General features: G+C 71.0%; 16 protein-coding genes and 3 pseudogenes. 14 read left to right on the top strand and 5 right to left on the bottom strand.

Translation table 11 applies throughout. The features are described 5' to 3' along the window. Positions 1-13: 13 nt before the first annotated feature. Positions 14-715 (bottom strand): 2-phosphosulfolactate phosphatase, encoded by a 702-nt coding sequence (locus tag OG289_RS41440; protein ID WP_327319146.1) that lies wholly within the window; start codon positions 713-715, stop codon positions 14-16. A gap of 292 nt (positions 716-1,007) precedes the next feature. Between OG289_RS41440 and OG289_RS41435 the strand changes: the two genes are divergently transcribed. Continuing rightward, on the top strand, positions 1,008-1,196 hold the full coding sequence (locus OG289_RS41435) for a hypothetical protein (RefSeq protein WP_327319145.1): 189 nt from the start codon (positions 1,008-1,010) through the stop codon (positions 1,194-1,196). 154 nt (positions 1,197-1,350) lie between these two features. Here the strand turns inward: OG289_RS41435 and OG289_RS41430 are convergent. After that, positions 1,351-2,076: pseudogene (locus tag OG289_RS41430) on the bottom strand (DUF262 domain-containing protein); the annotation flags it as partial. 470 nt (positions 2,077-2,546) lie between these two features. Between OG289_RS41430 and OG289_RS41425 the strand changes: the two are divergent. The 6 genes and pseudogenes from OG289_RS41425 (at position 2,547) to OG289_RS41400 (ending at position 9,773) form a co-directional block, all read left to right on the top strand. Beyond that, complete coding sequence (locus OG289_RS41425) at positions 2,547-3,248, top strand: DUF4232 domain-containing protein (protein WP_327319144.1); 702 nt, start codon at positions 2,547-2,549, stop codon at positions 3,246-3,248. Positions 3,249-3,503: 255 nt separating this feature from the next. Next, positions 3,504-3,695 (top strand): hypothetical protein, encoded by a 192-nt coding sequence (locus OG289_RS41420; RefSeq protein ID WP_327319143.1) that lies wholly within the window; start codon positions 3,504-3,506, stop codon positions 3,693-3,695. A gap of 70 nt (positions 3,696-3,765) precedes the next feature. Beyond that, positions 3,766-5,592: a DUF4357 domain-containing protein gene (locus OG289_RS41415; RefSeq protein WP_327319142.1), complete on the top strand. Its 1,827-nt coding sequence runs from the start codon at positions 3,766-3,768 to the stop codon at positions 5,590-5,592. Beyond that, complete coding sequence (locus OG289_RS41410; RefSeq protein WP_327319141.1) at positions 5,589-6,800, top strand: McrC family protein; 1,212 nt, start codon at positions 5,589-5,591, stop codon at positions 6,798-6,800. Before OG289_RS41415 ends, OG289_RS41410 begins: the two co-directional genes overlap by 4 nt. Positions 6,801-6,840: 40 nt before the next feature. After that, positions 6,841-7,719 (top strand): annotated as a pseudogene (locus OG289_RS41405) (DNA helicase UvrD); the annotation flags it as partial. Between the two features lie 251 nt (positions 7,720-7,970). Next, positions 7,971-9,773: a coagulation factor 5/8 type domain-containing protein gene (locus OG289_RS41400; RefSeq protein ID WP_327319140.1), complete on the top strand. Its 1,803-nt coding sequence runs from the start codon at positions 7,971-7,973 to the stop codon at positions 9,771-9,773. 32 nt (positions 9,774-9,805) lie between these two features. Here OG289_RS41400 and OG289_RS41395 read toward each other — a convergent pair whose 3' ends face one another. The 3 genes from OG289_RS41395 to OG289_RS41385 all read right to left on the bottom strand — a co-directional run bounded on the left by OG289_RS41395 (position 9,806) and on the right by OG289_RS41385 (position 14,296). Continuing rightward, positions 9,806-10,744, bottom strand: a complete 939-nt coding sequence (locus OG289_RS41395; protein WP_327319139.1) for an LLM class flavin-dependent oxidoreductase — start codon at positions 10,742-10,744, stop codon at positions 9,806-9,808. 239 nt (positions 10,745-10,983) lie between these two features. After that, positions 10,984-13,188, bottom strand: a complete 2,205-nt coding sequence (gene fusA / locus OG289_RS41390; protein WP_327319138.1) for an elongation factor G — start codon at positions 13,186-13,188, stop codon at positions 10,984-10,986. A 400-nt stretch (positions 13,189-13,588) separates the two neighbouring features. Continuing rightward, complete coding sequence (locus tag OG289_RS41385; protein ID WP_327319137.1) at positions 13,589-14,296, bottom strand: nucleotidyltransferase domain-containing protein; 708 nt, start codon at positions 14,294-14,296, stop codon at positions 13,589-13,591. Between the two features lie 344 nt (positions 14,297-14,640). On the opposite strand from OG289_RS41385, the pseudogene OG289_RS41380 reads away from it, so the two are divergent. The 7 genes and pseudogenes from OG289_RS41380 to OG289_RS41350 all read left to right on the top strand — a co-directional run bounded on the left by OG289_RS41380 (position 14,641) and on the right by OG289_RS41350 (position 21,258). Continuing rightward, positions 14,641-15,439, top strand: a pseudogene (locus OG289_RS41380) (hypothetical protein). A 101-nt stretch (positions 15,440-15,540) separates the two neighbouring features. Beyond that, a complete protein-coding gene (locus OG289_RS41375; protein WP_327319136.1) occupies positions 15,541-16,716 on the top strand; it encodes an NAD(P)/FAD-dependent oxidoreductase in 1,176 nt (391 codons plus the stop codon). Continuing rightward, on the top strand, positions 16,713-17,012 hold the full coding sequence (locus tag OG289_RS41370; RefSeq protein WP_327319135.1) for a (2Fe-2S)-binding protein: 300 nt from the start codon (positions 16,713-16,715) through the stop codon (positions 17,010-17,012). The genes OG289_RS41375 and OG289_RS41370 overlap by 4 nt, the downstream gene beginning before the upstream one ends. Further along, positions 17,005-18,432: an FAD-dependent oxidoreductase gene (locus OG289_RS41365; protein WP_327319134.1), complete on the top strand. Its 1,428-nt coding sequence runs from the start codon at positions 17,005-17,007 to the stop codon at positions 18,430-18,432. The genes OG289_RS41370 and OG289_RS41365 overlap by 8 nt, the downstream gene beginning before the upstream one ends. Before the next feature lie 64 nt (positions 18,433-18,496). Beyond that, positions 18,497-19,420 (top strand): dihydrodipicolinate synthase family protein, encoded by a 924-nt coding sequence (locus tag OG289_RS41360; protein ID WP_327319133.1) that lies wholly within the window; start codon positions 18,497-18,499, stop codon positions 19,418-19,420. Positions 19,421-19,462: 42 nt separating this feature from the next. After that, the gene (locus tag OG289_RS41355; RefSeq protein ID WP_327319132.1) at positions 19,463-20,464 is read left to right on the top strand and encodes a proline racemase family protein; all 1,002 of its coding nucleotides are present in this window, start codon (positions 19,463-19,465) and stop codon (positions 20,462-20,464) included. A gap of 92 nt (positions 20,465-20,556) precedes the next feature. Then, positions 20,557-21,258, top strand: a complete 702-nt coding sequence (locus tag OG289_RS41350) for a GntR family transcriptional regulator (protein ID WP_327319131.1) — start codon at positions 20,557-20,559, stop codon at positions 21,256-21,258. Positions 21,259-21,403 lie beyond the last annotated feature (145 nt).

Raw genomic sequence — 21,403 nt, 5'->3', positions numbered from 1 at the left:
CGGCTCTCGCCCATCAGATCGAGGCGTCGCCGGCCGGCGAAGGCACGGCGCACGGACGCAGGACCATGAGCGAGTCTTCCAAGGCCGCCACCATGGCAAAGGGAAACCGGTCGAGTTCAAGACAGAGTGCAACGTCATCAGGATGAACTCCTTGACGCACTCCCTCCGCCAGCTCGGCGGCGGCGCGCGACTCGGCGGCGCGGCGAAGGAACCCAGCAGCATCCGTCCCAGCCTCGGTGACTTTCCGGGCGATGTACTGAGCGCAAGCCAGATCTTCCTCGGCCTGTCCGTCGTCGCCAGTGACCACGAACGTGACACTGTCACTCTTGCGTGTCCGCAAGAGCCGAGCCGTTGCCTCCGCCACCACGAAGCCGGCGCACAGCACCAGCGACGCCTCCTTGACCGCAAGGGCGCCGACCGTCCCTGCTGTGGTCTTCTGCACAACGGTCCGTCCACCAAGGTCAACAGAGCGCAGCAGGCCCGGCGAGTTGACCATGTCGAAACCAGGCGCGGGCGGCCCGTCTTTGAGCGCCACCCGATCCGGGTGGCGAGCCTTGAGCGCCAGAGCGTCGTCCAGCGACTCGGCAAGAACAATCTTTTCCGCCCCCTGGGCAAAAGCCCAGGCAGCCACGGTGAAAGCACGCATGACGTCGACCACGACCGCCACGGACGGGGCCTCGACCAGCTCAGCGATGCCAACGAAACGAGGGTCCATTCCGATCACGATCGCGCACGCCCGACCCGAAGCGACCGGAGAGTGATCCACATCACATCGACGGTCTCGAAACGCGACACCTCCGGCTGCCTGCGGAGCCAAGGCGGTCCGCAACAACACGCCTGCTCGATCACCACACGGGCTCACCCGCAACCGCCTCTGCGGGCACAAGGCATTCGTTCGCGGTGGTCACCCTCGAACAGCTCCAGCGAGCCCAGATCGCTCTGCTCGCCCGGCTCAACCCCGAGCAGCGCGAGCACTGCACCCAGACTTCGGCGACCCGCTGGACTGAGTGCGCCGCAGACTCGGACACCGGTCGATCCCGACGACGTCGATCCATCCGCACGCCCTCCAAGAGCTGGCGATGGAGACCCGCATGGCCATGGTCCCGGACTGCTGGGAGGACCCGAGGGACACCCCGCCGACTCAGCTCGGCGACGATGCCGTCCTGGCCGACGCCGAGCAGGAAGCGGTCCGGTGAGCCACCGGGGCCGCGGCAGCACGGGGCCAGGTCGTCCGTCGGTCTTGCCGCCGGGCGAGTACGTCCCACCGGGCCTGGTAGGGGACGGCCGGCGACGCGCGCCGCATCCGTACGCTCCGCGTGGCCGGACCGGGGAACACGGCCGGCCGGGGCATCAGGTCACGCAGCACCAGCCCTCCCGGCCCGCCCGGGGTACGCAACGACGCGTCCGCCCCTCCGGCAGCGGGGTCGCCGGCCCCGGTGGGCGAAGTCCGGGTCGCCGGGACACGACGGGACGGTTACAGCGCCCACCCTTGCCGTCGGTGCGTGACAGGTCCAGGCCTCGGGAGTTCATCACGCTGAAGATCCGGTGCGCGCTCTCCAGGTCGGGGGTGGCGACCACGACGAGGAAGGTCCGCTCACCGAGCATCCTGACCAGGCCGAGGCGGCGTTCCTCGGACCAGCCGACCAGTTCACGGTGCAAGGCCGTGGCGTTGTCCCGCACGGCCTTCTGCGCGTCCGTCGGCAGCATGCTTCTGTCCAGGGCGAGCAGCGTCTCGATGGCCCCGCTGGTCTGGACGTGCTTGCGGAAGAAATCGGCGTCGCGCCAACGGGGTGTCAGTCTCGGCTGGGGCTCGAGCCCGAGGATCGGGTCGCCGGGCTGGTTGACCAGCTTGTGCAGGGCGTCGTGCAGCGCGGGGGTGGTCGTCAGATCACGGAGGACCGACAACAGGATGGTGAGGGTGGTGAGACGCTGCCGGCCGTCGATGACGTCGGCCTTGGGTACGCCGCTTGTCCTGACGAGGACCAGCGAACCGAGGAAGTACGGCTCGCCGGTTCCCCGTTCCAGCGCCTCCGCCAGGTCCGTGAGAAGTTGAACCGCCTGCTCTTCCTGCCAGGCATAAGGGCGTTGCTAGTCAGGTATCCGGAAGTCGTAGTCGCTGCTGAACACCTTGTGCCGGGGCATCTCGTGCGCCTCGAGCTTTTGCATGCGCCCATAATGGCGGCCTCCGCCGACAGCGGGCCCGACCGAATGCACGGCACCAGTGCTCTCAGTCCGGGAAGCGCGCCAAGAAAATTTCATGGCGTCCGGCCGTCCTCGAACATCTCCCCCGAGCCGCCGCTGCCTCCGCTTGCGAAGGCCAGCCATGAACCTCGTGGGGGACCTGCCCAAGACGTCACCCACACGCCTTGTGATCCTGGTGGCCCCTCGGGCAGCGGGCTGTCGTCTTCCGACGGAAGCGTGCCTTCCCTGTACTTAATCGGTAACAGGCGTATGAGGCCGGCGAATTGAGGGCAATTCGTGTTGCAGACTGCGCTTGCAATCGAGAGCCGACGCCGACCACGTACGGCCAACAACGGGGGAACACCATGAATGCCGCTGCCCGCAAGAGCCACATGAGCTGGAAGTCCTACGCCCTCGGGGCCGCGGCGGTCGCCGCGCTGCTCGCGTCCACGGCGTGCGAGTCGAGCGCGGCCGATGGTTCGGGCAACCTCAAGCCCTCGGACCAGCCGAGCACGACGAACCCGGCGAAGCCCGGCGAGACGGGTTCGTCGAAGCCCAGCGGCATTTCGAGCAACACCGGCGGCAACGGCGGCAGTGACCACGCCGGCGGCGCAGGCGGCGACAGCGCCACCGCCGCCTGTGCTGAAGCCGACCTCGCGTACTCCGCCACGAACGAGGACAAGCAGGGCGAGCCCGTCAGACACCTCCTCCTCACCGTCCAGAACGCCGGCGACAAGAAGTGCAACGTCTACCACTATCCCTACGTGAAGATCGGTAACGCCCAGGCTCCGACCCCCGTGATCAAGGACAGCGACCCGAAGGCGCTCGCCACCCTCGCTCCGGGTGAGGAGGCGTACGCCGCTCTGCTCGTCGCCGGCGGCGCCAGGGACGAGTACGAGGCGAAGAGCATCACTCTCACCCTCCACGGCAGCAAGCTCGGCAGCAAGGCGGGCGCGCCGGTCGACGTCCCCATGCCCGTCGACAAGTTGTACGCAGACGACGGTCAGCTTGTCACCTACTGGACGACGGCCTCCGGCTATGCCCTGGACTTCATCATGTCGAAGTGACGGACCTCATCGGGATCTGCGCCATGTTGGTGACCTCTTCCTCCCTGCCGGGCTGATCCTGTTGCTCGCAGTTCCTCGGCCGGCGGTGCCGCTCGCCGAGGAGCTGCGCAGGAACCGAACTCTGTGGCGCTGAGCGAGCTGTGACACCCCGATCGAGTCCGACACGTTCCACCTCGTGCGGCACAGCGGCCGCAAGGTCCCGTCGGCCCCGGAGATCCAGAAGCTGAACAGTCCGGCGCGGCAGCCGTCGAGGACATGTCCACGCGGCTCATCGTGATCACGGGCACAGGCGTCACCAAGCCGGCCGGCCACTCCGCCGACCGGGCCAAGGCGTTCGCCTTCTACCTGGACCGAGCGACCGGCGCCCTCTTCGGCGAGAACGCCCGCGCCCACGAGGCGGTGCTGCCCGCCAAGGGTCCGGCCCGACGGGAGCCGGAGCCCTGGTGACCCGCCCCTTGTCAGTGGCGCCCCCTATCGTTCTCGGTGAATGCACTGTGCGCGTGTGGGGGGAGTGGTGATGACGGCCGACGGCGACACGCACTATCCGCAGTTCTGGCTCCGACTGCCCAAAGGCGACGGCATCGACCGGGCGCGCGGGGTGCTCCTGGACGAGACCGGTACGAACGGCAGCCGGAAGTTCCTCGTGCGGGCCGGGTCCCCCGCGCGGGACCATGTGATGCCGTCGCTGGGCAAGCACTTCAAGGCGCCGGTCAAGCGACGCGAGGAACTGAAGGCGCAGGGCGTGCTGGTGCCGTCGGCCCGGTGGCCGGGCTGGCTGGAGCTGACCGAGGACGTGGTGTTCGGTTCGCCCTCCTTCGCCGCCGTGCTGCTGGTGGGTGCCCCGCGCAACGGGTGGGAGGAGTGGCGGACCGAGGACGACAGGCCGCTGTCCGACTACATGTCGGGGGTGTGGGCGGGCCCCAACCGTCCCTGGCTCGTGCGCGGTTCCAATGTCACCGGCCTGGACCTGGTCCAGCGTCTCTGGCTTCCGGAGGGCCGCGTCACGCTCGCCGCGTCACGCCTTCGGCCCGGTGTGCGAGAGGGAACCAGCAAGGAGGACCTGCGCACCGCCGTCCAGGAGGACTACGAGTCGACCGCCACCTACAGCCAGAAGCAACAGCTCGTCGAGGACCTGCACGCCTTCCTGTCCCGTATGAAGCCCGGCGACACCGTGTGCACCATCTCCGGCGGCCGGCTGTACGTCGGAGAGATCACCGGCGAGGTGGAGCAGACGGAGTCCGAGGACCGGCGCTCCAACCTGCGGCGGCCCGTGGAGTGGCAGCCGACCGGCTTCCCGTACGACGACCTGCCCGAGGAGTTGCAGCAGAAGCTGTCCATCCAGCACGACGTCGTCGACCTCACCTCCGCGCAGGCCCACATCGAGGGTCTCGGTCTCACCGACCAGGAGCTGGCGGAGGAGGCGGAGTCGACAGAGCGCGACCCGAGCGTGGAGATCCCCGCGCTCACCGCCCGCCGCGAGCTGGAACTGCCCGAGCCGACAAACGAGCTGGCCGCCGAGCTGCTCGTGCACGAGGCGGACTGGCTGCGCGAGGTGCGCGACCTGCTGTGGGACGAGCGGCAGTTGGTGCTGTACGGGCCGCCCGGCACCGGCAAGACGTATCTCGCCCTGAAGTTGGCCGAGTTCCTCGGCGGCGGGCCGGAGCAGGTCAAGCTCGTACAGTTCCATCCGTCGTACGCGTACGAGGACTTCTTCGAGGGCTTCAGGCCGCAGGAGGATCCGCAGACCCGGGAGGTCGCCTTCCGGCTCACCGCCGGGCCGCTGCGGGAGCTCGCCGACCTGGCCTCCCGTGAGGGCAACCGGCACATCCCGCACTTCCTGATCATCGACGAGATCAACCGCGCCAACCTGGCGAAGGTCTTCGGCGAGCTGTACTTCCTGCTGGAGTACCGCAACAAGTCGGTCCGGCTCACCTACTCCGGGGACGACTTCGCCCTGCCGCCCAACCTGTTCGTGATCGGGACGATGAACACCGCCGACCGGTCGATCGCGCTCGTGGACGCGGCGATGCGGCGGCGATTCGCGTTCGTCGAGTTGTCTCCGCGCACCGAGCCGACGAGCGGGCTGCTGCGTCGCTGGCTCACGCGTGCGGGCCGCGACGCCGAGCCGGCCGATCTGCTCGACGCGCTCAACTCCCGTATCGACGACGCCGACTTCCGCATCGGGCCCTCGTACCTGATGAAGAAGGGCGTGTACCGGGAGGGCGGCCTCGAGCGGACCTGGCGCACGAAGATCCTTCCGCTGCTGGAGGAGCATCACTACGGAGAGGGCGTGGACGTCGAGAAGCGCTACGGGCTGGCCGCTCTGCGGGAGTCGCTCGGGTGACGCGGGTCGTCGAACTCGTCGAGCACGCGCCGGCCGTCAGCGTCGCCCTGCCGGATGCGGTCGGGCGGGTCCTGGCGGCGGGGAACGTCGTGGACGCGGCTCCCGATCCGTACGCCCCGGGGCGCTGGTCGCTTCGGGCAGGCAGCAAGGTCGGCGCCGTGGCGATCACCGCCGCGGGCGTCGACGAGGCGCTCACCGTACGCGTCACTCCCAAGGTGCCGATCGCCCGTCTGTTCTTCCTCCTCGGGTACAGCCTCGATCCGAAGGGTGGCTGGCGGGACGGCGAGGTCGAGGCGGCGGAGCATCGCGATCTGCTGCCCGCGCTCGCCCACGCCGTGGAACGGCAGGTGGACAGGGCTCTGCGGCAGGGGCTGCTCCAGGGGTATCGCGCGACGGAGGAGGCTTCCCTCGTCCTCCGCGGCAGGATCCGGGAGGCGGAGCAGATACGGCGGCGGTTCGGCGCGACACTGCCGGTGGAGGTGGCGTACGACGAGTTCACCACCGACATCGCCGAGAACCGCATCCTGCGCGCGGCCGTCGAGCGTCTGCTGCGCCTGCCCGGCGTACCGCGCGACGTGCGGCGCAGGATCCTTCACCAGCGCGCCCGGCTGGCCGAGGTCACCGTGCTCGTACGCGGTCAGGCGGCACCCCCATGGCAGCCTACGCGGCTCAACGCGCGCTACCACCACGCTCTGCGTCTGGCCCGGACGGTCCTGGAGAACGCGTCCGTCGAGCACGCTCCCGGCGGGCTGCGTGTCGACGGGTTCCTGTTCGACATGAACAAGCTCTTCGAGGACTTCGTGACGGTGGCGTTGAGGGAGACCTGCCGCGGCTCCGGACACTCCGCGCGGCTCCAGGATCCGCATCACCTCGACGTGGCCGCCGCCGTCCGCATGAGGCCCGACTTCGTGCTGTACGGGCCGGAGGGCATCCCATGTGCCGTGGTGGACGCCAAGTACAAGGCGGAGAAACGGGGTGGCTACCCCGACGACGACCTCTACCAGATGCTGGCCTACTGCACGGCCCTCGGGCTGCGCGAAGGGCACCTGGTGTACGCGAAGGGCAACGCCGCACACGCGGCCCACACGGTGCGGCATGCGGGCATCGTCATCCACCAGCACGCCCTCGACCTCGATCAGGAGCCGACCGGACTGCTGGCTGACATCGGGGAGGTGGCCGCACCTCTGATGAGCACACCGCGCGTGTGATCGACTGCGGAGTGTCCTTCCAGGGTGGGGAGTGCACCTCGTGCCGCAGCTCGCGTTCGCGCACAGCCTCTGGGAGAGCTACGAGGTCCTTCCAAAGCCTGTCAAAGCCTGTGTACGCAAGGCGATGCACAAGTTCCAGCAGCTCACCGTGCCCGAACTGCAGGCGGACAAGGGGCCGCACCTGGAGTCCGTGGAGAACGCGCGCGACCCGCGTATGCGGACCATCCGCATCAACGACTTCTGGCGAGGCGTCGTCCTCGCCCCGGACGACGGCAGTGACGTCTTTCTGCCGGTCAACGTCGTCCCCCACGACGACGCCTACACCTGGGCGGCGAAGCGGCTGTACACGACGAGCTCCGCGCCCCGGGCGTTGGAGGTCCGCAACGTGGTGGCGATCGAACAGCTGACTCCGGCCCTCGAGACAGCAGCCTCGGTCGCCGATTCACTGCTCTTCGCGACGTACTCGGACACCGTGCTGCGCGAACTCGGCATCGACGACCGGGTACTCCGAGCGGTGCGGACCATCGCCGACAGGGCCCAGCTGCGCGCCTTCGAGACCCTCCTGCCGGAGGACCGGTGCGAGGTGCTCCAGTACCTGGCCGAGGGGTTCAGCCCCGCGGACGTGTACCGGAACGTGGTCGCCGTCCGGCGGCCCGTCGACGCCGGGCCCGACCCGGACGAGAGCCTCGCCGTCGTCATCGCCGACACCAAGAGCAGCATCACCCTGGTCACCGGTCCGAAGGAGCTCTTCGACATCCTGGAGAAGCCGTTCGCGGCCTGGCGGGTGTTCCTGCACCCCTCACAGCGCCGTGTCGCCCATCGGGTGTCGTACGGCGGTCCGGCGCAGGTGTCGGGCGGACCGGGGACCGGGGACCGGGGACCGGGGACCGGGAAGACGGTCGCCGCACCGGATCGAGTCACCAGCGGTTGGTGTGGCCGCCCACGCGGCGGGCGGCGACGGTGTCTTCGAGGCGGTCGGTTGCGGGTTGGACGGCGGAGAGGTGCGCGTCAAGGCTCCCGACACACTCCGGGTAACTCCGGCCCCACCACTTGACGCGCACGTTCGGGTAGTTGAAGCATTCAGCGCTGAGAGCGCTCTCAGCTCAACCTCCGTTCACTTCCCTGAATCAGCCGCTGCCTTCGAGCGGCCTGTACCGAGGAGAGCCGCCCATGCCCCACACCCCGCCGTCGGACACGCCCGACGTAGGCCGCAGAGCCGTCCTCGCTGCCGCTGCCGCCACCACGGCCGCGGCCGTCCCCGCCCTCGCCGGAGTGGCCTCCGCGCCGGCCTCCGCCGCGCCCCGAGGCAGGCGTCCGCACGTCCTGCCGGGTGGCGGGGACCTCGGCCCGAACGTCCTCGTCTTCGACCCGTCGACCCCGGACATCCAGGCCCGGCTGGACGAGGTGTTCCGACAGCAGGAGTCGGCCCAATTCGGCACCGGACGCTACGCGTTGCTGTTCAGGCCCGGCACCTACCACGGTCTCAACGCCCAACTGGGCTTCTACACCTCGATCGCGGGGCTGGGCCTCTCCCCCGACGACACCACCATCAACGGGGACGTGACGGTCGACGCTGGCTGGTTCGGCGGCAACGCCACGCAGAACTTCTGGCGTTCGGCGGAGAACCTCGCCCTCGTCCCGGTCAGCGGCACCAACCGGTGGGCGGTCGCCCAGGCGGCACCCTTCCGCCGGATGCACGTGCGCGGCGGCCTCAACCTCGCCCCGTCCGGCTACGGCTGGGCGAGTGGCGGCTATATCGCCGACAGCCGGATCGAGGGCGAGATCGGCCCGTACTCGCAGCAGCAGTGGTACACGCGGGACAGCGCGATCGGCAGCTGGCTCAACGGCGTGTGGAACATGGTGTTCTCGGGCGTCGAAGGGGCTCCCGCCCAGAGCTTCCCCAACCCGCCCTACACCGCACTCGACACGACCCCCGTCTCCCGCGAGAAACCCTTCCTGCATGTCGACAGCGCCGGTGAGTACCGTGTCTTCCTGCCCGCCAAGCGGACCAACGCGCGCGGGGTCACGTGGGGCAACGGCACTCCGCGCGGCAACTCGCTGCCCCTGTCGCGGTTCTACGTCGCCGAGCCCGGCGTCTCCGCCGCCACGCTCAACCTGGCACTCGCGCAGGGCCTGAACCTGCTGCTGACCCCCGGGATCTACCACCTCGACCAGCCGATCCGGGTGAGCCGCGCCAACACCGTTGTCCTGGGCCTCGGTTACGCCACCCTGATCCCGGACAACGGCGTCACCGCGCTGAAGGTCGCCGACGTCGACGGGGTCCGCCTGGCGGGCTTCCTCGTGGACGCCGGCCCGGTCAACTCCGCCACCCTGCTGGAAGTCGGTCCGCCCGGCGCCTGGCGCGACCACTCCGCCAACCCGACCACCGTCCAGGACGTGTTCGTCCGCATCGGCGGGGCCGGCGCCGGCAAGGCCACGACCAGCATGGTGATAAACAACCGTCACACGATCGTCGACCACACCTGGGTCTGGCGTGCCGACCACGGCGAAGGGGTCGGCTGGGATACCAACCGGGCCGACTACGGCGTCGTCGTCAACGGCCACGACGTTCTGGCCACGGGCCTGTTCGTGGAGCACTTCAACAAGTACGACGTGCAGTGGTACGGCCAGCGCGGTCGCACGATCTTCTTCCAGAACGAGAAGGCGTACGACGCCCCGAACCAGGCGGCGATCCAGAACGGCTCGGTCAAGGGCTACGCCGCCTACAAGGTCGGCGACCGCGTCACCGCGCACGAGGGCTGGGGTCTGGGCAGCTACTGCTACTACAACGTCGACCCGACGATCGTCCAGCACCACGGCTTCGCCGCCCCGAACGTGCCGGGCGTGAAGTTCCACGACCTGCTGGTGGTCTCCCTCGGCGGCAACGGACAGTACGAGCACGTCATCAACGACCTCGGGTCACCGACCTCCGGCACGTCGACCGTACCGTCGACCGTGATCTCGTACCCCTGAACCCTAAGGCGCCTCATCACCTCTGCGTTTGATCAGGTACGGGACGCGACCACGGCCTCCCGTACCGCCGGGGCGATCTCCTCGGCCCATCGGCCGAGCGTGACGTCGGCCGGGGTGCCGTCCTCGACCCGGAAGTGCACGAACCCTGACGCGCCGAACTCCAGCACGGCGCCGGTGAGTTCCTCGATCCACTGGCCGACCGAGCCGCCCCGCCAGCGTCCTTCGTGGTCGCGCGGGGCGGCCGTCGGGGTGGACGTGATGACGCCGGGCAGGTTGTAGACGGTCGCGATGTCTCCGGGTTCGCGGCCCGCCGTCAGCGCCGCCTCGTCGATGACGGGCCGGGACTCCCGGTAGCGCGGGCTGAGCCAGTCCGCGGCATGCCCGGGGATCCAGCCGTCGGCCACCCGGCCGGTGGCGGCGAGGGACTTCGGGCCGACGGCCCCCGTCCACACGGGCGGCACCTCGACCGCGGCAGGTTCAAGGTCCCGGACCTGGTAGAACTCCCCCTCGAACGTGACCGGTTCGCCTCCTCCGCAGAGCAGGCGAACGAGGATGATCGCCTCTTCGAGCGCCCGCACCGCGGCGCCCGGCCCGAGCCTGGGCAGCCCGAGCCGGGCGATGTCGTCCCACAGTCCGCCCGCTCCCATGCCCAGCACCAGGCGGCCGCCGGTGAGGGCGGACAGCGAAGTGACCGTGCGGGCCAGCATCGGCGCCGGACGGCTGGGCAGGTTGGTGACGCACACCAGTCCGGACACGTGCTCGGTACGACCGAGGACGACGCCGAGGATCGCGTACGCGTCGAGCCGGCCGCCGAAGTAAGGGTGGTCGGAAACTGTTACGAGGTCCAAGCCCTGTCGGTCGGCCCGGACGGCCAGGCGGAGGGTTTCCTCGACCTCGTCGACGGCCGTACTGATCCCGGTCCCGAACAACGGCTTGCGCGGTGACGCCCGGTGCGGCGACGCGGTGCGCAATGGCCTGTTGTGTAATGGTTTGTTGTCCAGCGCCATGGCGAAGACAGCCCTTTCCCGTCGGTGGAGCGTCGACCGGACGCCCCTTTCAGTTCGTGCCACGAACGTTATTTGCGCGTGGCACGAACCGACAACGGGACTTGTGACGTACGACCCCGTAGGGGGCGTAGGCCCTCGGCCCGAAGTCCGGGGACCTACGCCCCGCGGCCCGGATGACCTACGCCCCCTCCCTGATCCGGGGGCTACTTCGTCGCCGCCGTCGCCTGGGCCACCGCCGACGCCGGGGCCTGGGCGTATCCCGTCGGCCGGGCCGAGAACGTGCCTCGGCCCTGGGTGCGGCTGCGCAGCCGGGTCGCGTAGCCGAACAACTCGGCCAGCGGCACGGTGGCGGTCACCACCGCCGAACCGCCGCGCACGGCCGAGTCGGTGACCCGCCCGCGCCGGGCGGCCAGGTCCCCGAGGACCCCGCCGACGGCGTCCTCGGGCACGGTGACCGTCACCTCGACAACCGGTTCCAGCAGGACCATCGCACAGCCGCGCAGGGCCTCCCGCATCCCGAGCCGGCCGGCCGTGCGGAAGGCCGTCTCGGAGGAGTCCTTCACGTGGGTCGCCCCATCGGTCAGGGTGACCCGCAGCCCGGTGACCGGGTGCCCACCCAGGGGCCCCTCGGCAAGGGCGTCCCTGCAGCCGGCCTCGACAGCGCGGACGTACTCCTGTGGCACCCGCCCACCGACGACGGCCGAGCGGAACGCGAAACCGGTTTCGGCACTGGTTTCAGCACCGGATTCGATACCGGTTTCGGTACCGGTTTCAGGGTCGCCTCCCGCGCCGTCCGCGCGGAGCGGCTCGACATCGAGCACGACATGCGCGAACTGCCCCGCCCCACCGTCCTGTTTGACGTGCCGGAAGACCAGGCCGGACACCCCGCGGGCGACCGTCTCGCGATACGTCACCCTCGGACGCCCCACGTTGACCTCCACTCCGAGACCACGGCGGATCTTCTCCACCGCGACCTCCAGATGCAGTTCACCCATGCCCGACAGCACCGTCTGGCCGGTCTCGGGATCGGACCTGACCACCAGCGACGGATCCTCCTCGGCCAGCCGGGCGAGTGCCGAGGCCAGCCGGTCCGCGTCGGTGCTCGTCCGCGCCTCGACCGCCACGGAGACGACCGGGTCGGCGACACCGGGCGGTTCGAGAACGATCGGCGCCTCCGGCGCGCACAGAGTCGAGCCCGCACGCGCCGACTTCAGCCCGACCACGGCCACGATGTCCCCGGCGACCGCGCGCTCCAGCTGGGCGTGCCGGTCGGCCTGCACACGCAGGATCCGCCCGATCCGCTCGGTGCGCCGCGTACCCGATTCCCATACCGTGTCCCCCTTCTCGATCGTGCCCGAGTACACCCGCAGATAGGTGAGCCGGCCGGTGGGTGTGGCGCCGACCTTGAACGCGAGGGCGGCGAACGGCGCGGCGGGGTCGGCGGGCCGTTGCTCGCCGACCGCATCCTGCATACGGTCGGCACTGCTCCGCATGCCGTGGACAGCGGCATGCATACCGCGTACAGGCGGCACGTCCAGCGGCGACGGCAGATAGGCGACGGCGGCGTCGAGCAGCGGCTCGATCCCACGGTTGCGGTAGGCCGAGCCGCACAGCACGACCACCCCGTCGCCCGTGCGGGTCAGGTCGCGCAGGGCTCCGGAGAGGGTCCCGGCGGAGAGTGTCTCCCGGTCGCAGAACTCCTCCAGCGCGGCCGGGTGCCGCTCCGCCACGGCTTCCTCCAGCAGTCGACGTCGACGCGACGCCTCCTCCCGGAGCTCCTCCGGCACCAGCGCCTCGACGACCGGACCGATGGCCGTCCCGACGGTCGTGTCGCCGCCGTCGTCCCAGGTCAGCGCCCGCATGCGCAGCAGGTCGACGATGCCGGTGAAGCCGTTCTCCGTGCCGATCGGCAGTTGTACGACCAGCGGGACCGGATGGAGCCTTTCGCGGATCGACGCCACCGCGGCGTCGAGGTCGGCGCCGACCCGGTCCATCTTGTTGACGAACGCGATCCTCGGCACACCGTGCCGGTCGGCTTGCCGCCACACGGACTCGCTCTGCGGCTCCACGCCCGCGACGGCGTCGAACACCGCCACCGCCCCGTCGAGCACCCGCAGGGATCGCTCCACCTCGTCGGCGAAGTCGACGTGCCCTGGGGTGTCGATCAGATTGATGCGGTGACCGTCCCAGTCGCAGCTGACGGCCGCGGCGAAGATGGTGATCCCACGGTCGCGCTCCTGGGGGTCGAAGTCGGTGACAGTCGTGCCGTCGTGGACCTCGCCGCGCCTGTGCGTGGTCCCGGTGGCATACAGGATCCGCTCGGTGACGGTGGTCTTGCCCGCGTCGACGTGGGCGAGGATGCCCAGGTTGCGCACGGCGGAGAGGTGACGGTCGAGGTTGTTGCGCACGGCCCTTGGCCTTTCGGGGTGTTTCCGAGAACGGGCAGCGCGATTTCCGGACGAATGCAGCGAGACATGCATGACACGCCGTCAGGTATGGCTCGATGACGGCGCGTTGGGCTCTCAGGAGTTCGTCAGGACATCCGGTGCCGGCCGCGCAGCGAGCACCGGACGGACGAAGACACGAGGATCACCTCGTAGCGGGAGCGGGGAGCGACGACAGCGGTGTGGTCACGCATGGCCGGGCTCCCTTCATACGTCTTGGTGCGCGCCGCCCTGTCGTGGGGTGCGCTCGGTCTTCGGCGAGTGTAGGGGTGAACGAGCTTGCACGGCACGCGGTTTATCTCACCGTCCGCCGTGCAAGTCCGATCAGACCGCCTCCACGGACCGCCTCGTGCGCCGCTCCCCGTCAGGAAGCGGAGCGCTCCAGTGCGGCCGTGTAGAACTGCCTGCGCACCCGGCGCAGCCAGGCGTCGGCGGCCGTGTCGTCGGGCTGTTCGGGCAGCACACTGCGCGTCTCGGCGAAGGCCTCCTCGTATCCGCGCAGCAGCGGCAGCGCCGCCTCGGGATCGGCGGCGACCTGTTCGCCGAACCGGTGGTAGCTCTCCGGGTCCTCGACGCGGATCGTCAACTGCCCTGTGGTGTACAGCTCGTAGCCCTGGGCGCACAGCCTCTTGAGGTGCCGGGCGTGCTTGGCGGTGCGCTTGCGGGTGTCCGCGGAGAGGGTGCCTTCGCTGCGGTTCTGCAGCTTCCGGAACTGCTGGGTGGCGTAGCCGAGATAGGCGTCGCGGACCCGTCGGGCGCTGGGCAACGTCTCGCGGAGGAAGATGAGTTCGTCACCGAGAGGAGTGCGCACCTCGTACAACTCGTCCGGCAGCCACACGAGTTCCATCACCGTCGGGTTGCCGCCCAGGGCGAGCCGGCACCACTTCGCGGCCTCGTGCAGGGTGCGGTCGGGTGCGGTGCTGACGTGCGACTCCTGAGGCCGGCGCAGGCCGTGCAGCTCATCGGTGGGCGTGGCGAACATGCCGAGGCGGTCCACGTCGGAGCCTTCGTGGGCGAGCCCGTAGGCGGTCGAGCCGACGATTCCGGACAGCAGGATGTTGGTGACGGTCACAGGTGCCCCCGGTCGTTCCCCGGACGATGATCGCCGCCGCCGCGATCGGGCGACGAGACCGCCATGATGCCCCGCCTCCGGCCCGGACCACCTCGTATTTTCCGGCCTCGCCCGCCCGCTGCACCCGTCCGCTCCACCCGCCCCCCGCCACGCCCGCCGCTTCACCCGTACGGCTCAGTGCGCTGGTCGAGCGGCCCGGCCGGTGGTGCGGTGGAGCGCGGGGGCAGCCGACCCGACTTCAGGAGGTACCCGTGACCAACTCTCGCCCGTCGTCCCGCCCGTCCGGCCCGGCCCGGCCCTCCGGCCCGGCCGGTCCGACACGTCCCGGCCGCCCGGCCCGTGTGTTGCTGACCGCCGCCGTGGCCGCCGGCCCGCTGCTCGCCACGGCGGCCTGTTCCGACGGGAACGACAGCGCGTCGACCGGCTCGGGCGTCGCGGCCGAACCCGTCGCCGAGCGGACCGTCACCGCGTCCCCCGCCAAGCCGCTCACGCCGGCCGGCGCACGGACCGCACTGATCACCGAGGGGACCTGGAGGACGACTGGAACCAGGTGAAGAGCGCGGCGACCTGGCAGGACAGGCTGCTCATCGGCAAGGTCGACGCCGCCCAGTTCCTCACGGCCACGACACAGGCCGCCGCGACCGCCAGCGACTGCCAGCGACTGCTGAACGGTCTCTACGACGACGATCTCCTCGGCCGTCCGTCCGGCGCGTCGGCGCTCACCGGCCTCACCGAGGGCGACTCCCGGCTGCTCTACCAGTCGCCGCCCACTGGCGGGCCGCCCTCGACAAGTCGCTGGACTGGCTGGAGTCGCTCCCGACCACGTGCGACCAGTTCGACGCGGTCGCCCCCGCCGGCTCCACACGCAGCGTGCAGGTCGTCGCGGCCTCCCTCCCCAGGACGGCCGACGCCCGGCAAGGCGTGACGATGACGGTGCAGGGCGTCTCCGGCGGTTCGCCGGTCACGCTCACCCAGGACCTGGCCGCCGTGCGGGTCGGGGACGACGCGATCACGGTCACCAACGGCGGCCTCGACGGCGCCGACCACGACAGCACCAAGGACGCGGTGAGCCACGGCGCCACGCGGCTCAAGGACGTCCGGGAAGGCCGTACACCGGCCGCGGAGCCCAGCGAGTTCGACTGAAACGTGCTTCCGCGCAGACCTTCAGGCCTACTCCCATGCAAGCCTTCGGGGCGGCCTCAGGCGGTCTTCCTCCGCCCAGAACCATGTGACATATTACTGGCGTGACCAAGCGACCGAGCGGTGACGTCGTGGTCGTCGGCGCCGGCATGGTGGGCGCCGCCTGCGCGCTGTACGCGGCCCGGGCCGGGCTGGAGGTGGTGCTGGTCGACCGCGGTCCGGTGGCCGGCGGCACCACCGGCGCGGGCGAGGGCAACCTCCTCGTCTCCGACAAGGAGCCCGGACCCGAGCTCCGACTGGCCCTGCTGTCCGGCCGGTTGTGGCGGGAGCTGGCCCAGGAACTGGGCGCGGCCGTCGAGTACGAGCCCAAGGGCGGGCTCGTCGTCGCCTCCGCTCCCGAGGCACTCGCCGCCCTGACGGACCTGGCGGCCGGACAGCGCGCGGCCGGGGTGGAGACGGTCCACGTCGAGGCGGACCGACTCCACGATCTGGAACCGTACTTGGCGCCCGGCCTCGCGGGCGGTGTGCTGTATCCGCAGGACGCCCAGGTCATGCCCACCCTGGCCGCAGCGCACCTCGTCCGGGCCTCGGGTGCGCGACTGGAGACCGGTCGCACGGTGACACGGATCCTGCGCGGCGCCGACGGTGCCGTACGGGGCGTCCGGACCGACCGGGGCGACATCCTCGCGCCGGCCGTGGTGAACGCCGCCGGGACCTGGGGGGCTGAGGTCGCCGCACTGGCGGGGGTGGAACTGCCCGTACTCCCTCGCCGGGGCTTCGTCCTGGTCACCGAGCCGCTGCCGCGCCGGATACGGCACAAGGTGTACGCCGCCGACTACGTGGCCGACGTGGCGAGCGACTCGGCCGCCCTTCAGACCTCACCGGTCGTCGAGGGGACCGCCGCCGGGCCGGTGCTGATCGGCGCGAGCCGTGAACGGGTCGGCTTCGACCGGTCCTTCTCGCTGCCGGTCGTACGCGCCCTGGCGGCGGGGGCGACGCGCCTGTTCCCGTTCCTGGAGCATGTGCGGGCGATGCGCACCTATCTCGGCTTCCGCCCGTACATGCCCGACCACCTCCCCGCCATCGGGCCCGACCCCCGCGTGCCGGGGCTGTTCCACGCCTGCGGGCACGAGGGCGCGGGCATCGGGCTGGCGCCCGGCACGGGCCATCTGATCGCGCAGACGCTCGCCGACAAGGTCCCGGAACCGAGCCTGGCTCCGTTCCGGCCCGACCGCTTCGACCACCCCGACCGCTTCGCCGAGGAGGCCGCCGCCCCGTGAACCCTCTGAAGCTGGCCCGGGCGCGCCCCGGCGCCCCGTTCGCCCTCACCTTCGACGGCCGGGAGATCGAGGCACTGCCCGGGCAGACGATCGCCGCCGCGCTGTGGTCGTCCGGTGTCACGGCCTGGCGCACCACGCGGGGCGGAGGTCGTGCGCGCGGGGTCTTCTGCGGGATCGGTGTGTGCTTCGACTGTCTGGTGACCGTCGACGGCCGCCCCAACCAGCGGGCCTGCCTGGTACCGGCCGTGCCCGGCGCGGACATCCGTACGCAGGAAGGGACGGGCCACGATGACTGAGCGCGGCCCGGTGCTCGCGGTGATCGGCGCGGGCCCGGCCGGGCTCGCCGCCACGTCGTCAGCCGCGGCGCGCGGCGTGCGGGTGGTGCTGATCGACTCCGCCGCCGAGGCGGGCGGACAGTTCTACCGGCAGCCCGCGCACGGACTCGGCGCCCGGCGCCCACAGGCACTCCACCACCAGTGGCGCACCTGGCAGCGACTGCGCGCCGGGCTCGACGCCCACCTCGCCGCCGGACACGTCACGCACCTGAGGGACCGTCATGTGTGGTGTGTGGACAGGGCGTCGAACGGATCGACGGGATCTACCGGTTTCACCGTGCATGCGCTGCTGGGCCCCGAGCAGGAGGAGTCCGTCGCGGTCCGCGCCGACGGGGTGCTGCTGGCGACCGGCGGCTACGAGAAGGTCCTGCCGTTCCCCGGCTGGACCCTGCCCGGGGTCATCACCGCGGGCGGCGCCCAGGCCCTGTTGAAGGGTGGGCTCGTGCTGCCCGGCCGTACGGCGGTCGTCGCCGGCACGGGCCCCCTGCTCCTGCCCGTCGCGACCGGCCTCGCCGCTGCGGGAGCACAGGTCGTGGCCCTGGTGGAGTCGGCCGGTCCGGGGAACTTCGTACGTCGCGCGCCGGTCTGGGCCGCGGCCCCGGAGAAGCTGATCGAGGGGACCGGGTTCGCGGCTCAACTCCTGCGCCACCGTATTCCGGTGAAGGTCCGTCACACGGCGCTGGAGGCGCACGGCACCGAACGCCTGGAATACGTCACCGTCGCCGCGCTGGACCCCGAGGGCCGACCGGTGCCCGGTTCCGAGGGACGCCTGCCCTGCGACACCCTCGCCGTCGGCCATGGCCTGCTGCCGCACACCGATCTCGCGGAGGGGCTCGGCTGTCGCCTCGACGGGCCGGGCGTCCGCGTCGACGAGGAACAGCGCACGGACGTCCCCGGCGTCTGGGCCGCGGGCGAGACCACGGGCATCGGCGGCGCGGCCCTGTCGCTCGCCGAGGGACACATCGCCGGACGGTCGGCGGCGGCCAGGCTGACCGGCACGGTTCCCGACCCGCGGGAGTGGGCACCCGCCGCCCGGTGCCGCACCCGTCTGCGGACGTTCTTCGCGGCACTGGACGGCGCGTACGCGGTACGGCCCGTCCGGTGGACGGAACAGGTGACCGACGAGACGGTCGTGTGCCGTTGCGAGGAGGTCACCGCCGGCACCGTCCGCGAGGCCGTCGACGCGCTCGGCGCGGGTGACCTGCGCACCGTGAAACTGATGACCCGGGCCGGGATGGGGTGGTGCCAGGGCCGGATGTGCGAGCCCGGCGTGGCCGGCGTCGCGGGCTGCGAGCTCACCCCGGCCCGGCGGCTGCTGGCCCGCCCCGTACCTCTGGGTGTGCTGGCCGCTCCGCCGACCGACCCCACGGCGCCACAGTGATATGTCACACGCCACTCAGACGCATGCCACTCCAGCACAAGCCACTCGCCGAAAGGACCCCTGGATGACCGCCCCCACCCCTCCCCCCGGCCCCGCCACTCCCCAGCACCGCCCTTGGCGTGGTGTCCTCGTCGCCACCGCGCTCCCGCTCAACCACGACCTCTCGGTCGACTACGACCGCTATGCCGAGCACTGCGCCTGGCTGGTGGCGAACGGCTGCGACGGCGTCGTACCCAACGGCTCTCTGGGCGAGTACCAGGTGCTCACGCCCGAGGAACGCACCAGGGTGGTGGAGACCGCGGTGGCCGCGATCGGCGGGGCGCGGGTGATGCCCGGCGTCGCGGCGTACGGTTCGGCGGAGGCCCGCCGCCTGGCCGAGCAGGCCGCCGAGGCAGGCTGCGGGGCGGTGATGCTGCTTCCGCCCAACGCCTACCGCGCGGACGAGCGCGCCGTCATGGCGCACTATACGGAAGTCGCCGCGGCGGGCCTGCCGGTCGTGGCGTACAACAACCCGATCGACACCAAGGTCGACCTCGTGCCCGAACTGCTGGCACGGCTGCACGGCGAGGGTCTCATCCACGGGGTCAAGGAGTTCTCGGGCGATGTCCGCCGCGCCTACCGGATCGCCGAACTCGCCCCTGAACTCGACCTGTTGATCGGTGCGGACGACGTGCTGCTGGAGTTGGCCGTGGCGGGTGCCAAGGGCTGGGTGGCCGGCTACCCCAACGCACTGCCGAGGGCCTCGGTGGAGCTGTACCGGGCGGCCGTCGCCGGTGATCTCACCGCCGCGCTCCCCCTCTACCGTCAGCTTCACCCGCTGCTGCGCTGGGACTCCCGCGTCGAGTTCGTCCAGGCGATCAAACTGTCGATGGACGTCGTGGGCCGCTACGGCGGGGGCTGCCGCCCGCCACGGGTCCCGCTGCTGCCGGACCAGGAGGCGACGGTTCGCGCCGCCACCGAGAAGGCTGTCGCGGCGGGCCTGGCGTAAGGCCTCGCGGCTTCCCGACTCCACGGCACAGAAGGGGACTTCATGCGCAGCAAGCTCGTCCTGCACGCCGTCGACTCGCACACCGAGGGCATGCCCACCCGTGTGATCACCGGCGGGATCGGTACCATCCCGGGCGCGACGATGAACGAGCGGCGGCTGTACTTCCGTGAACACCGCGACGACGTCAAGCAGTTGCTGATGAACGAGCCGCGCGGCCACTCCGCGATGAGCGGCGCGATCCTCCAGCCGCCCACCCGGCCGGACTGCGACTGGGGCGTCGTCTACATCGAGGTCTCCGGCTATCTGCCGATGTGCGGCCACGGCACCATCGGAGTGGCGACCGTGCTCGTCGAGACGGGCATGGTCGAGGTCGCCGAACCGGTCACCACCATCCGCCTGGACACCCCGGCCGGACTCGTCGTCGCCGAGGTGACCGTCGAGGACGGTGCGGCCACGTCCGTGACCTTGCGGAACGTCCCTTCGTTCGCGGTCGCGCTGGACCGCGGGGCGACACTGCCCGACGGCCGGACCGTGACGTACGACCTGGCCTACGGCGGAAACTTCTACGCGATCCTGCCGCTGGAGGAGTTCGGGCTGCCCTTCGACCGCGCCCGCAAGGACGACATCCTGCAAGCCGGCCTGTCGCTGATGGAGGCGATCAACTCCGAGGAGGAGCCGGTCCACCCCGAGGACCCGTCCATCCGGGGCTGTCACCATGTCCACCTGTACGCGCCCGGCGCCACCGCCCGGCACTCGCGGCACGCGATGGCCATCCACCCGGGCTGGTTCGACCGCTCGCCCTGCGGTACGGGAACGAGCGCGCGCATGGCGCAACTGCATGCTCGGGGCGACCTTCCCTTGCACACCGAGTTCGTGAACGAGTCCTTCATCGGCACCCGCTTCACGGGCCGGCTCCTCGGCACGACGGAGGTCGCCGGCCGCCCGGCGGTACTGCCCAGCTTCACCGGCCGCGCCTGGATCACGGGAACGGCCCAGTACCTGCTGGACCCGACGGACCCGTTCCCCGCGGGGTTCGTCCTGTGACACCGGGGCCTCCACCGCCGTAGATACTGGTGGTACGTAATGCGTGACATGGCACTGCGCGATGGCACAGCCCGTTTCCGAGGAGACCCACCATGGCCCCGCCGACCATGAGCAGCAGCCCGTCGCCCGCCGAGCCGTCGCTCCCCGTGCTCGGCGGGCGCCGCAGCAGCTACCGCGAGCGGGTCGCCGACGCCCTGCGCGCCGCCCTGATCGCGGGTGAACTGCGGCCCGGGGAGGTGTACTCGGCGCCTGCCCTGGCCGCCCGCTTCGGCGTCTCGGCGACCCCGGTACGCGAGGCGATGCTGGACCTCGCCAAGGAGGGCCTGGTCGACGCGGTCCCCAACAAGGGGTTCCGGGTCACGGAGGTGTCCGACCGGCAGCTCGACGAGTACACGCACGTCCGCGCGCTGATCGAGATCCCCACGGTGGCGGCGCTGGCGACGACCGCGGACCCGGTGTCGTTGGAGGCGCTCCGCCCCGCCGCCCGGGAGATCGTCGCCGCGGCGGTCGCGGGCGACCTCATCGCCTACGTCGAGGCCGACACCCGCTTCCACCTGGGCCTGCTCGCCCTGGCCGGCAACGCCCACCTCGTCGAGGTCGTCCGGGAACTGCGCGGCCGCGCCCGCCTGTACGGCCTGACCGCCCTCTCCGCTTCGGGCCGTCTGCTGGCCTCCGCGGAAGAACACCTGGAGCTCCTGGACGCCCTGCTGGCGCGCGACGAGCGGGCCGTGCGCGAGGTCATGACACGGCATCTGGGGCATGTTCGGGGGTTGTGGGCGTCCGCCCGGGAGTAGACCACCCAGGAGCAGACGTTCCGAGAGGGCACCTCTCGCCGCGCACCGCCCCGTGCCCTGTCCCGCCTCCTCCGACACCCTGCCGCCCAGATCGCGCTGTGATCCTTGTCGCTGGGACGGGGCGAGTGGGAGGAGTGCCGGATGG

Origin of the sequence: Streptomyces sp. NBC_01235, assembly GCF_035989285.1 — a bacterium.
Classification (GTDB): domain Bacteria; phylum Actinomycetota; class Actinomycetes; order Streptomycetales; family Streptomycetaceae; genus Streptomyces.
Note: the sequence above shows the minus strand (reverse complement) of the source record. Positions and strands in the feature narration are given on the sequence as shown.

Bases quoted from the DNA above. Each gene is read 5' to 3' on its own strand.
- OG289_RS41360 (WP_327319133.1), top strand. From the start codon at position 18,497: ATGACCGCCCCCACCCCTCCCCCCGGCCCCGCCACTCCCCAGCACCGC.
- OG289_RS41415 (WP_327319142.1), top strand. From the start codon at position 3,766: ATGACGGCCGACGGCGACACGCACTATCCGCAGTTCTGGCTCCGACTG.
- OG289_RS41400 (WP_327319140.1), top strand. From the start codon at position 7,971: ATGCCCCACACCCCGCCGTCGGACACGCCCGACGTAGGCCGCAGAGCC.
- OG289_RS41440 (WP_327319146.1), bottom strand. From the start codon at position 715: ATGGACCCTCGTTTCGTTGGCATCGCTGAGCTGGTCGAGGCCCCGTCC.
- OG289_RS41425 (WP_327319144.1), top strand. From the start codon at position 2,547: ATGAATGCCGCTGCCCGCAAGAGCCACATGAGCTGGAAGTCCTACGCC.
- OG289_RS41365 (WP_327319134.1), top strand. From the start codon at position 17,005: ATGACTGAGCGCGGCCCGGTGCTCGCGGTGATCGGCGCGGGCCCGGCC.
- OG289_RS41350 (WP_327319131.1), top strand. From the start codon at position 20,557: ATGGCCCCGCCGACCATGAGCAGCAGCCCGTCGCCCGCCGAGCCGTCG.
- OG289_RS41420 (WP_327319143.1), top strand. From the start codon at position 3,504: ATGTCCACGCGGCTCATCGTGATCACGGGCACAGGCGTCACCAAGCCG.
- OG289_RS41355 (WP_327319132.1), top strand. From the start codon at position 19,463: ATGCGCAGCAAGCTCGTCCTGCACGCCGTCGACTCGCACACCGAGGGC.